This is a genomic window from Paenibacillus sp. FSL W7-1332 (assembly GCF_037969785.1).
Lineage (GTDB): Bacteria > Bacillota > Bacilli > Paenibacillales > Paenibacillaceae > Paenibacillus_AQ.
This window is the reverse complement of sequence record NZ_CP150209.1, coordinates 983,498-997,629: the sequence shown is the minus strand read 5'-3', so window position 1 is coordinate 997,629 and position 14,132 is coordinate 983,498. Positions and strand designations below refer to the sequence as shown.

At 51.4% G+C, this 14,132-nt stretch carries 16 protein-coding genes; 7 read left to right on the top strand and 9 right to left on the bottom strand.

What is annotated here, in order from left to right; genetic code table 11:
- Positions 1-40: 40 nt before the first annotated feature.
- From MKX98_RS04315 to MKX98_RS04300, 4 genes are all read right to left on the bottom strand, one after another.
- Positions 41-1,672, bottom strand: coding sequence for an ABC transporter ATP-binding protein (locus tag MKX98_RS04315; RefSeq protein WP_339221600.1), 1,632 nt, complete (start codon positions 1,670-1,672; stop codon positions 41-43).
- Between the two features lie 4 nt (positions 1,673-1,676).
- On the bottom strand, positions 1,677-2,207 hold the full coding sequence (locus MKX98_RS04310) for an ECF transporter S component (protein ID WP_071222298.1): 531 nt from the start codon (positions 2,205-2,207) through the stop codon (positions 1,677-1,679).
- A gap of 182 nt (positions 2,208-2,389) precedes the next feature.
- Positions 2,390-3,148: an energy-coupling factor transporter transmembrane component T gene (locus MKX98_RS04305; protein ID WP_339221598.1), complete on the bottom strand. Its 759-nt coding sequence runs from the start codon at positions 3,146-3,148 to the stop codon at positions 2,390-2,392.
- Position 3,149: 1 nt separating this feature from the next.
- The gene (locus MKX98_RS04300; protein WP_339221596.1) at positions 3,150-3,731 is read right to left on the bottom strand and encodes a GNAT family protein; all 582 of its coding nucleotides are present in this window, start codon (positions 3,729-3,731) and stop codon (positions 3,150-3,152) included.
- Between the two features lie 224 nt (positions 3,732-3,955).
- Here MKX98_RS04300 and MKX98_RS04295 point away from each other — a divergent pair, with 224 nt between their 5' ends.
- Positions 3,956-4,960 carry an alpha/beta hydrolase gene (locus MKX98_RS04295; RefSeq protein WP_339221594.1) on the top strand — a complete coding sequence of 335 codons (1,005 nt, stop codon included), beginning with the start codon at positions 3,956-3,958 and terminating at the stop codon, positions 4,958-4,960.
- Between the two features lie 111 nt (positions 4,961-5,071).
- Here the strand turns inward: MKX98_RS04295 and MKX98_RS04290 are convergent, their stop codons facing one another.
- On the bottom strand, positions 5,072-5,377 hold the full coding sequence (locus tag MKX98_RS04290; protein ID WP_071221900.1) for a hypothetical protein: 306 nt from the start codon (positions 5,375-5,377) through the stop codon (positions 5,072-5,074).
- Between the two features lie 187 nt (positions 5,378-5,564).
- On the opposite strand from MKX98_RS04290, the gene MKX98_RS04285 reads away from it, so the two are divergent.
- A complete protein-coding gene (locus MKX98_RS04285) occupies positions 5,565-6,050 on the top strand; it encodes a GAF domain-containing protein (RefSeq protein ID WP_339221591.1) in 486 nt (161 codons plus the stop codon).
- Between the two features lie 75 nt (positions 6,051-6,125).
- Complete coding sequence (locus MKX98_RS04280) at positions 6,126-6,488, top strand: AMP-dependent synthetase and ligase (RefSeq protein ID WP_071221902.1); 363 nt, start codon at positions 6,126-6,128, stop codon at positions 6,486-6,488.
- 68 nt (positions 6,489-6,556) lie between these two features.
- Here MKX98_RS04280 and MKX98_RS04275 read toward each other — a convergent pair whose 3' ends face one another.
- The 4 genes from MKX98_RS04275 to MKX98_RS04260 form a co-directional block, all read right to left on the bottom strand.
- A complete protein-coding gene (locus MKX98_RS04275; protein WP_339221589.1) occupies positions 6,557-7,123 on the bottom strand; it encodes a hypothetical protein in 567 nt (188 codons plus the stop codon).
- 214 nt (positions 7,124-7,337) lie between these two features.
- Positions 7,338-7,535 carry a YwbE family protein gene (locus tag MKX98_RS04270; protein WP_053490029.1) on the bottom strand — a complete coding sequence of 66 codons (198 nt, stop codon included), beginning with the start codon at positions 7,533-7,535 and terminating at the stop codon, positions 7,338-7,340.
- Between the two features lie 189 nt (positions 7,536-7,724).
- On the bottom strand, positions 7,725-8,531 hold the full coding sequence (locus MKX98_RS04265) for an SH3 domain-containing C40 family peptidase (RefSeq protein ID WP_194540879.1): 807 nt from the start codon (positions 8,529-8,531) through the stop codon (positions 7,725-7,727).
- Between the two features lie 418 nt (positions 8,532-8,949).
- Entirely contained in the window at positions 8,950-9,714 is a 765-nt protein-coding gene (locus MKX98_RS04260; protein WP_339221585.1) for a pirin family protein, read from the bottom strand.
- A 237-nt stretch (positions 9,715-9,951) separates the two neighbouring features.
- Here MKX98_RS04260 and MKX98_RS04255 point away from each other — a divergent pair, with 237 nt between their 5' ends.
- From MKX98_RS04255 to MKX98_RS04240, 4 genes are all read left to right on the top strand, one after another.
- Positions 9,952-10,638, top strand: a complete 687-nt coding sequence (locus tag MKX98_RS04255) for a response regulator transcription factor (RefSeq protein WP_194540877.1) — start codon at positions 9,952-9,954, stop codon at positions 10,636-10,638.
- Positions 10,635-12,128 carry an ATP-binding protein gene (locus MKX98_RS04250; protein ID WP_339221582.1) on the top strand — a complete coding sequence of 498 codons (1,494 nt, stop codon included), beginning with the start codon at positions 10,635-10,637 and terminating at the stop codon, positions 12,126-12,128. Before MKX98_RS04255 ends, MKX98_RS04250 begins: the two co-directional genes overlap by 4 nt.
- A 169-nt stretch (positions 12,129-12,297) precedes the next feature.
- Entirely contained in the window at positions 12,298-12,999 is a 702-nt protein-coding gene (locus MKX98_RS04245; protein WP_339221580.1) for a response regulator transcription factor, read from the top strand.
- Entirely contained in the window at positions 12,996-14,003 is a 1,008-nt protein-coding gene (locus tag MKX98_RS04240) for a HAMP domain-containing histidine kinase (RefSeq protein ID WP_339221578.1), read from the top strand. The genes MKX98_RS04245 and MKX98_RS04240 overlap by 4 nt, the downstream gene beginning before the upstream one ends.
- Positions 14,004-14,132: the final 129 nt, after the last annotated feature.

The following is a 14,132-nucleotide window of genomic DNA, read 5'->3' as shown; positions in this document are numbered from 1 at the left end:
AGGAGCGCTTTCACATCATGTAACATTTCTATTATAAGGGTTACAACGAAGGTTGCACAGTCATTTTCCCGCTTCGCAGATGAATAAAGGAAGTGGCATGTCTCTTCATGAGCTCGGGATCGTGCGTAATCATCAATATGGCCGAACCTTCCCCAATGACAAAACGGCACAGCTCGATCACCTTATCGATGGCGGCATAGTCCATCCCCGACGTCGGTTCGTCCAGGATGTACAGCGCTCTTTGCAGCATCAATTGGCTGATGATGCTCAGAAGGCGCTTCTCCCCCTGACTGAGCAGGTAGGGAGACATTTGAAGCCGATCCGTAAGTCCCGCTTTCTCCAAAAGAAACCTAGCGCGCTGCTGCTGGCCAGCAGACAGCTCCGGACGCTTCTTCACGGACACCCCTCCATGAAGACTGTAAATCAGTTCCTCCCACACATTCGGGGCGGTAAACATATATTCCGGCTGCTGGAACACATAGCCGATCATCTCGGCTCTGCGGTAGACGGCCATTCCCTTCGTATCTTCCCCTTGCCAGCGTATGCTGCCTGCCGGGGCCTGCAGCAGTCCCATGATCAGTCGGCTGAGGGTCGTTTTGCCGGACCCGTTCTCCCCGGTCAGCAGCACCCAGTCGCCGGGATCAATCTTCGCATCGATATCGCGCAGCGCCTCCCGGCCGCCGGGATAGGCAAACGTCAGCGAATCGATCTGGAGCAGCGGGGAGACGGCAGACAGCCTCGCGCCTTCCGCATGGGGTACCGCCGCAGGCACGTCACCTGCGGGGATCGGTACTTCCGCACGGGATACCGATGCAGGCAGGGAACCTGTGGGGATCGGCACTTCCGCACGGGGTTCAGCCGACTGCGGAGGAGTTGCCGCCGGGACAGGCTTGTCCCCGGCGGCGGCACCCGCTGCCTCGCCTGCAGGCCGAGGCAGCAAGCCCAGCTGCACCAGCTGCTCCCCGCAGCGGTGCAGCAGCTCCTCCGGCGGCCCGTCGAGCACGACGGTGCCGCCGTCCAGGACGATGACGCGCCCTGCGGCGCGCGCGACATCGTCAAAGCGGCCGGAAGCGGTGATCAGCGTCCGGCCCTCCGCCTGCAGCTTGCGGCACAGCTGCAGGAAGTTCGCCTGCGCCGCGGCATCCAGGCTGGCGCAGGCGTCGTCGAAGACGAAGAGCCGCGGGCGCAGCGCCAGCACCGCGGCAATGGCCGTCCGCTGCCGCTGTCCGCCGGACAGGCTGCGCACCGGATCCATCCGGCGCTCCAGCAGCTCGACCGCCGTAAGGGACTGCACCACCCGCTCCTCAATCTCAGCGGGTGAAACCCGCATATTTTCAGGACCGAAGGCCGCCTCGTCCTCTACGATGCCCTGAACGAGCTGTGCATCCGGATCCTGAAACAATACCCCTATCGCCTCGGCCACCTCGGCAATCGGCGCCGTGGCGGGATCGAAACCATTAAGCAGCACTTCCCCAGTTCTTGTACCTCCGCCGCTCCGCGGAAGAAGACCGCACAGCAGTTGGCACAGCGTTGACTTCCCGCTGCCGCTTGCCCCGAGGATCGCGACCCACCCGTTCTGCTCGATCTCCAGATGGAGATCCTGTATAACCGGGCGCTCTTCTCCATCGTAAAGAAATCCGAGGTCCCGGCATGTTACCGTTGATCCCGACATGGAACTATCCCTTTACGGCGACGGCAAACCGGCGAAGCAGGCCTGTCTTCACTAACGCCTCTCCTAACACTTTGGTTAACAGACCGCAGAGGAGCACGCCGCTCAGAATGCGCACGACCAGCGCAATACCAAGCACTTCAAGCGGCCAAGACGTATATCCGAACATGTTGGCCGCGAACAGAAACCACAGCGGTACCATCGCGCCGCCAACCAGCATGAGCACGCCGGCACTCCACTTTTTGTGGCGGTAGATGGCAAAAATCGTCTCGGCTACGATCATATAACAGCCTGCTGCCACAAAACACGAAGCGATGCCGTATACCGTCCCCGTCAGAGCCTGAATCGTGCCGCCAATCGCAAACGTGACAACCGCCGTTCCCGGTTTACGAATGATGTAATAGGCCAAGAGCCCATATACCATGTAGATGCCTGTTGTCGTCGAAGTTGCGATGGGCCCGCCAAGACTGCTCAGCAGTTTGTTAACCGGCCCTATGTACACCGTTAGAACGGCATTGACGGCAGCGAGCATCGCCATCAGGATAATTTCCTGGGTCGTAAAAGCAAACCATTTTTTTGGAGATGATGATGTATTCAAATGTAGTCCTCCTTAATTCCAGCCATGATTGGCTGTACTAGCACTTTCGGATGCTTCATTTCATATTTTGCATGCTTCCGCCCCAATCGTCAACCTTATTTTTAATATAAAAGGTTAACAATTTAAACAATCCACCACACAAAAACCGTTGCTAACACATACATGACAGCCGATATGACCGCCCATAAAGGAATGTTAACCTCCATACGGTACGTTCGTTCCGGATACGCGCCAAAGCCTTTGGACTCCATGGCACCCGCCGTTTGCTGCACGCGCCGCAGCGCATTGAGCAGAACAGCCGAGACAAACTTCAAGCCATAGCTGATGCGGTTACCGAGGCCCCTTGGTGGTCGATGGCCCCGTACCTGCTGGGCAGCCAAAATATGGGTTCCCTCTTCCTCCAACAGCGGGATAAAGGTTAGCGCAGCGGATATGCCAAACGCAAACCGGTAAGGGATTCGAAGACGTCTGGTCAATTCGGCTACCAGTTCTCTCGGATCTGTCGTCAAAATATAAGCCATCGAGGTTAGAAACAAGGTAAACATCCGGAGCGTCATGGCACCCGCAGCGTTTAGCGCCTCCACTGTCAAGGAGATGGGTCCCCACTGCAGCCATACGGTCTCTCCTTTGACCGTCAGGCTGGTCAGAATGAAATAGGGTACTGCAACAATCGCAATCAGCCGGATCCCTCCAAGCAGCCGCTTGCCTGACACCTGGCCTGCAAATCGGGCTTGTCCAATGCATAACAGAAAGAATAACGCCTGCTGCCAGGCTTGATCAAGCAGCATGGCTATCACAGCGGTGCAAAATAATATCACCAGCTTGCTTAATGGATCATATCGATGAAGAAGCGTGTTACCCTTCTCATATTGAATCAGCAAATTACAACTCCTGCCTTTCTATCGACCTTGCCCAATCTTTTCTTAACCGTGAAAAAACGACGGCATCCACATAACCGCTTGGCGTATGGCGATAATCTCTTAAGACGCCTTCGCGCGTATAGCCGATCCTCGTAAACCAACGGCATGCCCGTTCATTTCTCGAATCAACAAAAGCTTCAATCCGGTTTAGTCCCATGGACGTATACCCAAATGCCGCAGCCATTTCGGCCGCCTCCGACATAAAGCCCTGCCCCCAAAAAGCGCTTGTGAGCTCACAGCCGAACTCGCCTTTGAACGCGCCATCCAGCTGCCAAATATTGAACCCGCAGCTGCCGATCAATTGGCCTGTGTCGATGGCTTCGATGCCCCAGCGGATGGCCTCGTCCTGCTCGGCAAGCAGATGCAGCCAATGAATCAAAGCCTTTGCGTCCTCAGCCGAATGCATGGCGGGCAAATCCAGAAAAGCGGTCGTATTCGGATCGGACCAGCAGCGGAACATCGCTTCCGCATCATCCGTCTCCAACCTGCGCAGCCGTATTCGCCGGCCATTCATTTCCGGAATGATTCCCTTGCAGACATACATGGTTTTTGCACCTCCTTGCAAAAAATCCGACTTGTATCGGCTGTTTCCGGTGATACTATGTCGTGTATAAAAGAGTATAGCGAATATTTAACCCGCGTCCTGGTCATCCTTCAGTATCTTTAGAAGCTGGATGTATCTATATTGATGGATTCGGGAGGCTTCCGTCAATATGCATGTTACAGCCCCGTTGAACAGTACCGAAGAAGGAGGAAAGTCATCTGAGTATGAATATCGCGATTATCTTGCTGTTCACCGTCGTTATCATTCCCGCTGCCATTACACAAATCGGATATCTGCAGATTACAAGGATGAGAGTAAAGAACGATCTTAGGCTGTTCACCGTTCTGGAAAAAGCCGGACTGTACAGCAGAGAGCAATATGAGTCCCTTCAGAAGAACGAAGTCGTCATCACAAGTTTTGACGGTTTAAAGCTGTGCGGCGCAGCCATTGAGAACAATCCCGGCTCCAAGCATTGGATGCTTCTCGCACACGGCTATACCGGATCCCGAGCGGTATCCACCCAATTCATCGATTTGTTCACAGAAGAGGGCTACAATGTCCTTCTCATCGACCAACGCCGCCATGGGCGAAGCGAAGGACGTTATACCACATACGGCTATTATGAGAAACACGATGTGCAAGCGTGGGTACGCTGGCTTACTCGGCAGTATGGCCAGGATGTGGCCATCGGGCTTCATGGTCAATCGCTGGGAGGCGGGACCGTGCTTGAATATTTGTCCATTGCCGAGCCGCAGGTCAAGCTTGTCATCGCCGATTGTCCGTATTCCGATTTGACCGATTTAATGCGGCATCAGCTTACACGCATTAACAAAATCCCTTCGGTGCCGTTCCTGTCTTGGGTCAATGCCAGAATACGGCGCAAAGCCGGGTTCAGCCTCGATCAAGTCAGTCCGATCCGTGCTGTTCGGAACAGTACGCTCCCGGTTATGTTTATCCATGGAACCAAGGATAATTACGTGCCTACCCGAATGAGTATCGAGATGTTTGAGGCCAAACCGGAACCAAAAAAACTTCTTCTTATCGAAGGCGCTATCCATGCAAACGCTTATCACGTTGATCCCAAGCAATATCGGGAAAGCGTGCACTCTTTCCTTCGTGAACATATAGATCAACCCGTAAGAGCACCGCAGGTGGACGCTGAACGAGCATCACAGCCGGATACGGAAGCTGCGCCTTTCCAGCTGGAGTTGGATGGACGGCTCACTTGAAACGATATAGACCGGAGCTGATACTTCATATCCCTTCAAAAAAGCCCCCGCCTGCACGCGTAAGAACCAGCGTGAGTCGGGGGCTTCTTCTAATGTTATGCTGTTATCTGCCTACGCCATGGAGTCTGCCTTCTTCGGATTTACCGGTTTAAGCACTTCATCACAAAGCTCCTTAAGCCTGCTCTGGATTTCCTTGAATTCCTCGATCCCGGCTCCAGTGAGACTGTATCCTTCCCCGTGAGCCGTCAGAAAGTTCTCCTCGGTCAAGCGTTCGAGCTCATGCTTAACCTCCCGGTCGCCAACCTTATATCCATGGCGCTCCAGCTCGGGCTGCATCTCGCTGATCGTTAGGTCCCGCTCATGGGCGTGATAGAGCATGTGAATACCGATAAACAAATTCTGTACGTCTGCCCGCATTAAGGTCTCTCCCTCCATCTGATTAAAATTAATACCTGGTCATGTCATACATTACCCTTGCGCCTGGAAGAGGAATCAGCCGGATCCTTTTGATGCTTCTCTTCTCCGTGGCTTGTCCCTTGACGAATATCATATACTTATACTAAGGTCATAAAACCAAGCGAATAAAGGAAGGACGGAAATCCACATGTTTCAAAACACACCCTATGAAGGCACCCGGAGCGAGCAATACACCCAGGTCCTGAACCAGTTAAAAGCACTTATACACGATGAGCCCAATGCCATTGCCAATTTGTCCAATGCCTCTGCGCTCCTCAAGCAGTTTTTATCGGATACGAACTGGGTCGGCTTCTATCTCTATGATGGCAAAGAACTGGTGCTCGGGCCATTCCAAGGACTGCCCGCTTGCATTCGGATTCCGGTGAATCGTGGCGTTTGCGGCACGGCTGCGGCTGAACAGACGACACTGCTTGTTCCCGATGTACATGAATTCCCCGGGCACATTGCCTGTGATGCAGCTTCGAACAGCGAGATTGTCGTTCCGATAATGGTGGATGGAGCATTGTATGGCGTTCTCGATATCGATAGTCCGCTAAAGAACCGTTTCGACCAGGAGGACCAGGCTTTTCTGGAGGAGTTTGTCCATATATTGGAGGGCCAACTCACTTTATAATCAGGATGTTTTCACGTATTCTTCCGTACACTAACCAAGGATTTGAAACCACATTTCTTAGGAGGAATACACGCTATGTATCAAATGAATAACAATAACTCGCAAATTTCGCAGCAAATTCGTCAGTGCGAGCAAATTCTTCAGCAGCTGACCCAACAAACGCAGCAGGCTTCGGCTATGTACCAGCAGCTGATGCAGCAGGAGCAGCAAAATACAGCCCGTCTGGAGGAGCTCGCTCAGCGTGAACGCCAAGCGGCACAGATGATCCAATCTGCCCTTCAAGGCCATCAACAAGCGATGCAGCAGTATCAGCAAATCTCCCAAATCGTTAGGCAAGTCGAGAATTCCGTGCAAGCTCACAACCAAACACAGCACATTCAGCCTTCGTTTGGCCAACAGGGTTTTCCTAATACACATCAGGGCCAAGGCTTCCAATAAGCATAAGAATGTTAAAAGGGGTATCTCCTAGGTCGATAAGACCTGCGAGATACCCCTTCCATCATTATTTACTTCTTCTCTTCACTTACGCTGAATTCGATCTCGGCTTGTATCTTATACCTCTTCGGCTCTTCCCCGCTCGAACCGCCCTGGTTCGCGCCGTGCGACTGTAAATCAATCACGAAATCCGCAGATCCGTAGACGACGTAGCGCCCGCCCGGAAAACCATCCTTCAGCGAATGGATGAAATCCTTGTACCTTTTGTCGTCTCTGCTGTCGTAACCGCCGCCGATTTTGTAATATTCGCGCAGTGGCTCGCCCTTCTTCAGCTTGGTGGTAATATAGGGCTCATTCATAGCGTAACTGATGTTGTAGTCCCTTGTGAGCTCTTTCATCGGGAAATAAAAGGCGGAGGCCGCATGACCGATCGTAATCTCATCCTTTTCGCCGATATACTCCAGCTCCCCGTATACTTGAACTTGATCTCCCTGTTCATACTTCTCTTTCTCGCTAACGATTCGATACACGAAGTCGCCGTCGGTCATTTCCGCCTGACTACCCCTGGCAGCATTATTCAATGTAGGATCAGACGGAGCCGCCCCCTGTGTCTCCTGCTTCACACAACCTGTTAGCATAATAAGCATCAAGATAAACCCCATATAAAGGTATCTTTTCATCTTTACTTTCACCTCAACCTCCAGACGGATGAACTGAAGGCAATGTTGCATAGAAATGCAAAAAAACCGATCCAAAACCCCTCAAATTTGCGAAGTTTTGGATCGGCTTATAATCAAACTGTTCTATATAATGGCAGCCTGAGTTATGATGGCCGCAGGATACATTGAATTTTCATGACTCGTAAATGTTCTTTACCCGTCCCACCTGGCCATCTTGAAGGCGTACTTTAATGCCATGTGGATGGTTCGGGGAATTGGTCAGAATATCCTTGACCACGCCACGGGTTAATTTGCCCGTTCGCTGATCCTGCTTCAATACGATATCAACCTCAAGTCCCGGTTTGATATTGGAACGCTGCCCACCATTCATCGTCGTCCCTCCTGTCCATTTCTTGATGCTGTCCGTTCTCTATTGTCAACCTTACTGAAATCAATGGTGAAAAGCAAATCCCAAATAACAAAGGACTGCCCGTTACAGATCATTCAGATCGGTTCGGACAGTCCTTCTATCTCATGCTAAGTATGAATATATACTTCATGAAAAAATGACACTGATGCGTTATAGGACGCTTCCGCCATGCACGAAGCGATTTTTCCAGGAATCACCGAAGGTACCTACCAGGACACCACCGGATTGTTTCGAATACGTATGCAGCAGCTTATTGTCTCCCAGATAAATAGCTACATGCGTGATCCGCTGTTTGGACTTGTCCAATCCGGCATAGGCGGATGCCGATGAACCTCTGTAACTCATAAAGAATACCAGATCCCCGCGTTTTAATTGATTAACGTTATATACAGCAGTTCCTTTGTCCTTGATGTACTGCCCTTGCTTGCGGGAATCGCTTGGCAGCGTAATGTTAGCGCCGTCCATAAATGCGCGGCGGACAAAGGCCGAGCAGTCAAAGGTTCTCGTTGAATTGCGGTTAGAACCGAATTCATATGGCGTGCCCAGATACTTCATGCCTGCACTGATTACTTTTTCAACGCTTGCGCTCGCAGAAGGCGCAGTGCTTCCCGAATTGCCGGAATTGTTAGAAGAGCCGCTGCTTTGGTTAATATATTTAGAGGAAGCATAGCCTTGCTTACCCTCCGAAGTTTTAATCTTATACCACCCTGAGCTGCTGCCCAGAATTTGAACGCTGTCACCTTTATACACACGGTCCAAGACTTTACCCGAAGTCGAAGGCTGATTGCGCATGTACACATTCGAGCTTGCTACACCTTTGGTTACAGACTGCACGCTTGCAGCAGACACTTCATTCACAGACCCATATCCGTAAGAACCAAGAACCGCTGCTGATAACAGCGCTCCGGCCATCAATTGTTTAAAGCTTTTTTTCGAGAAAATAATGATCTCCCCCATCTCGTTAGATTGTGGAATGACGAAATTGTCATTTTTCGTGATCCCGCAATCATTATAGACAGGCTATGTCTCGGGACGCATGCTACCATCCTCACAAAAACGCATGCCAACTATTGGTAAAGAGGGGGACTTTAGTCTCTTTTTATACTTGAATTTAGTATAAATAGATTATTTTAGAAAAAATACATGCCAAAATAACCCAACCATTCCGGTATAACGAACGCCGGAATTCTCTGTTGGGTCTTTCTACTTACCATATATACGTATCTTTTCTTGTTATTGTTGCATGAGAGAATATCTTTGAATCCTTCCGACAGCTAAAAAAGCCTGTCCAAACGGGTGTATCCCCCATCTGACAGACTTTAGTTTATCGTACATCCTAAATTTCATTCCACTACAATTTTGTAAACATTTAACCTTATGGCCTCTTGGAATAGAGCGGATACCCAGTGTTTTCCGGTACGTCAATCAGGATGACCCTGACATTCTCTTGCGCCTCAAGGCTTAGCGTCTCGCCATGCTTCGTATCCATTACCATAAAGTCCCGCTGACGAAATTGGAGGCTCTCCTCTTCGGCACAAAAGCTGCCCGCTCCCCTCACGGCAAGCACAGCCGCTCTCCTGCCGGACTTCAATTCATACTGAGCTTCGTTCCCGGCCAGAATCTGAATATCCAGCATCCTCACATCAACGGATAAATCAGTTGGTGCAGAACCGCCAATCATCGTTTTAACCAGCCCTCCCTGTATGCGGGTTACCGGAAAGGAATCCGGTCGATACTGACGACAGGCAGGATTCTGTTTCAATGAATCGCGAAGATACGGCTCGAACCAAATCTGAAATCCTTCTGCATCCGGCCCAGTGAGACGTTCCTCGTGCGTTAGTCCGGAACCCGCCCTCATCAATTGCAGGCCTCCAGGCCCCAACTCATTGTGCGTACCATGCGAATCCTTATGAACGCCCTTCCCCTGAATCATATAAGTTACGATTTCAAAACCCTGATGGGGATGAGGCGCGATATAACCTTCGACGGGCGAACGGAACCAGGACCAATAGAAAAGCGGTCCCACCCGGGTCACGGCAGACCCTTCTCCGGAGAAACCGATCGGCTTCTGCTCCGTTATCCTTCCTCCATCGAGAACGCCCTTGCTCTGATCCTCAGGTGGATATACATTTCCTATCATGTCCAGTCTCCTCCTTTCACCCATCCATGATGACCTTGAACAGGTGCTGCATTGATTGTCTCGGCTTTAAGATAGTATCCACGATAACAGAATATATATCAACATCCTTAAATTCCCTTATTGAGGATGCATATTTGCGAATCACTTTTCAGTTTATTTTCAGTTTACGTTCAGTCTTCATTCAGGATGAGCACGTATGATAAAGTTGAAGGAATGAGATAAGGGGAGTTTTGTGCTATGGAATCAATGCATCGTATTCGCATTTTGCTCGTGGATGACGAGCCGCATATCCTGCAGTTTCTGGAGCTTGGTCTCCATAATGAAGGGTTTGAGGTGCGAACGGCCCCCGATGGGGAACGTGCAATAATGGAAGCAAGCCGATTCGAGCCGCATATCATCGTTCTCGATGTGATGATGCCGGGAATGGACGGACTTGCGGTATGCAGACGGTTGAAGGAGGAGAGCCGGGATGTCGCGATCATCATGCTTACCGCAAAGGACGAGATTGATGACCGTGTGAAGGGCCTCATGATTGGCGCGGATGATTACATGGCCAAGCCCTTCAGTTTCGAAGAGCTGCTTGCCCGAATTCAAGCAAGGCTGCGCAATCAGTTCCCGAGCCTGCTGGGTGAACTCCAGCTTGGCCCATTCACCATCGACGACCGCAAGAAAGAAATTGCATACCATGGGGAGGCTCTTGAGCTGTCACCCACGGAGTATAAGCTGCTTAAACTGCTTGTGACCAAACACGGCAGTGTTTTGAGTAAACCCAACATTTTGAATATTGTGTGGGATTATGACTTTGGCGGAGAGGACAACATCGTGGAGGTTTATATCCGATCCCTGCGCGAGAAGCTCAGCGATAAGGAACACCGGGTCATTCGCACGCTTCGCGGAGCCGGCTACCGGGTTGATTTGCCATGAGTTTACGAAATCGGACAGGTTCATCCGGACCTACGTCTCTACGTACGCAGCTCTTGTCACGATCCCTCATCGTCTTGGCGCTTCTGCTCGTGCTGATCGGCGCATTGCAATATGTGTTAATGAAAAATGCCCTGTTCCGCAATCAAGCCGAGGCGCTTTTCCTTCAGGCCCGCTCTATCCCCGTGGAGGTGTGGGAGCCTGATCGGGAGCCGCGTAACCGGTCTGCAGGGCGAAATAACGAAGCCCTTCCGGAAAATCCGCGTCAGGGAGACAGACCTATGTTTTTTCTACCGAATATGTCGCTTGCCAAGATAGAAGCTGATGGAGGCTACACCGACCTCGCCGCTGGCAATGGTCTGTCCGCGCCACAGCTGACAGCAGAGGCTTATTCAGCGATTCTGGAGAAATTCCAGGGACATCAGCCTATTTCGTATGAAGTGATCGACAATGCCGAAGGCATCGAGCAGATCATGGTCTTTCGTCCTTACGGCAACCCAAACAGCCCCTCAGGTGTGCTGCAGCTTGGATTGGATACGCAGCCGCTGCATGCCGTTCTGTTGCGGCAGCTGCTGATTTTTGCCGTACTGGCTTTACTTGCTATGGCTGCGGGGATTGCATTGTACCTGCCATTGCTGCGCCGGACGCTCCACCCGCTGAACCGAATGGTCGAAACCGTAGAACGCACGGATGCCGGAAATTTGGCGGAGCGATTTCCTGCCGTGCAGGGTCAACGGGAGATTGACCGCTTGGCCGAATCGTTTAACGGCATGCTGGAACGGCTCGAGGATGCGTTTGAAGCCGAACGCGAAGCCAAAGAGCAGATGCGGAGGTTTATTGCCGATGCTTCCCATGAGCTGCGAACGCCGCTTACTTCGATTCACGGCTTTCTGGAGGTGCTGGGCCGCGGCGCCGCAGACAACCCGGAGCAGCTACATGCTGCACTATCCAGCATGCACGGGGAATCCAAGCGCATGAAGAAATTGGTTGAGGATTTACTTCTGTTAGCCAAGCTTGATCGCAAGCCGGAGCTCCATCTGCAGGAGACCCGCCTGGATCAGCTGCTGCTTGAAATGGAGCCTCATCTACAGATGCTTGCCCAAGGCAGGAGTGTAGCGATTCAAACGATACCGGTGCTGTGCCGGTGTGACCCCGATAAGATCAAACAGGTCATCTACAACCTCTTTCATAATGCGGTACAGCATACTGACTCTACCACAGGGCAGATTACCGTATCGGTTAATAAAACCAAGGACCAGGTCGTATTGCGGGTTGCCGATAACGGAGCCGGGATTCCGAAGGAGCATCTCCCCCATCTGTTCGAGCGCTTCTACCGTATCGACGAATCCCGGACCAGACAGTATGGAGGTGCGGGTCTTGGATTATCCATTACCCAATCCATCATTTCCGCGCATGGTGGGCAGATGAGCGTAGACAGCACGGTCAACCAAGGAACGGTTTTTCGTGCCGAGTGGCCGGGCATCATTCCTTAGCCTGTAATCCCCTTCATGCACCGTTCGTTCACGGAGCGGCTGTCTGTAGATACCTTTCGTTTCAGCAGTGGTTTCCGCTGTCTTTGCTAACATATTTTTTCCTTAAATCTTTACAATTTGGTACAATACAGTCGGTACTAGAATGTCGAATGAAGGGACTATGATCGATATGTTCAAAATATTTATTGTCGAAGACGATACCGGACTGGTTAACCTGCTGAAAGAGTATCTTCATAAATTCGGTTACATGACGCAGTCCGTTCATGACTTCGAGACGGTACGCGATCAATTTGAATCGTATGACCCCCACCTTGTGCTTCTGGATATCAATCTGCCAAAATACGACGGCTATTACTGGTGCCGCCAGTTCCGCAGCCTCTCCACCTGCCCGATTATTTTCATCTCCGCCCGTGACGGGAAAATGGATCAGGTGATGGCCCTGGAAAACGGCGCTGACGATTATATAACCAAACCTTTTGACTACGAGATTGCCATGGCCAAAATCAAGAGTCAGCTCCGGCGTGCCTACGGCTCCTATGCTGTCGCTCAGAATGAGCGGGTTCTAAGCGTCGCCGGACTCACGCTCGACGTTGAGCGTCTCTCCCTGTCGCTTGAGCAGACCCAGACGGAAATCAGCCATACCGAAGCCAAAATATTGGACGAGTTAATGAAGAAGCCCGAGCAGATCATCAGCAGAGACCGGCTTCTCGAGAAAATATGGGATGATCAGGCCTTTGTGGACGATAATACGCTGAACGTATACATCACCCGCGTCCGCAAGAAACTCGCTGCCCTCGGGATCGAGGATGGCCTTCAAACCGTGCGCGGTCGCGGCTATCGACTGGTATCGAACTGGAGGGACGAAGCATGAAGCTATTCTTGCAAGAACAGCGTCCCTTAATAATGGTTTACATTGCCCAGCTTTTGGTGATAACGCTCATTTACAGGCTGGATGGTTATCGCAATTTGACGGTCAGTCTGTACGCGGGCATCATCAGCTTGCTGCTGCTTCTCGGCTATCTGGCCTTTCGGTTTATTGCCAACCGTTCGTTCTATAAACGATTAGAGCAGCCACTCCCGGGAGAATCCCTCACCGGCGAATCCTCGGCAGAATCCTCTCACACTCCGCTCGCTGAAGCGCTTCATCAGCTGCTAAAAACCCAGTTCCGGCATTACACCACGGATCTGCATAACTATAAACATAAAATTGAAGGACATCTTCAGTTCATCAACCAATGGGCCCACCAGATGAAAACGCCGATTTCGGTCATTCACCTGATTCTTCAGGATGACGATGATCCCCGTTTCGCCGCGATCGGCGACGAGCTGGACCGACTCAAAAAAGGGCTTGATCTGGTGCTGTATACCGCAAGGCTTGATACGTTCGAGCATGATTTTCACGTGGAGAACCTGCCGCTTCAACGAATCGTCCGTCATGTCACTTCCGAGCAAAAGCGTTTGTTTATCCGGCGGAGAATTTACCCGTCCATCCGGATCGATTCCGGACTAACGGTGGCCACCGACGAGAAATGGCTCTCTTTTGTGCTGACGCAGCTGCTGACCAATGCGGTTCGGTATACGCTGAAGGAACAAGGCACCCTCTTTTTTAACGGCTACACCCGGGAGAATCAAGTTGTGCTTGAGATCCGGGACGAAGGGATCGGCATTCCCCAAAGCGATCTCCCGCGGGTGTTCGACCCCTATTTCACCGGAGAGAACGGTCGCAGGTTCCAAGAATCGACAGGCATGGGGCTGTTTCTTGTCAAACAAATATGCGATAAGCTTGGACATGCCTTCGAGATCGAATCCAAAGTGGATGAAGGAACGACGGTCCGTATCATTTTTACGGATTCTTCAGGCCACATTGCACAATAGCTTAATGACGAGCAGGGCAGCTGCTAAAGTGCCCATTCGGATACTATGGCAGCGGCAGCCCCTGATCTAACTTACGGCCGTTCAAGAAACCTTACAAGGTTGTAAGGTAACTGTAAGTTACGAATATGG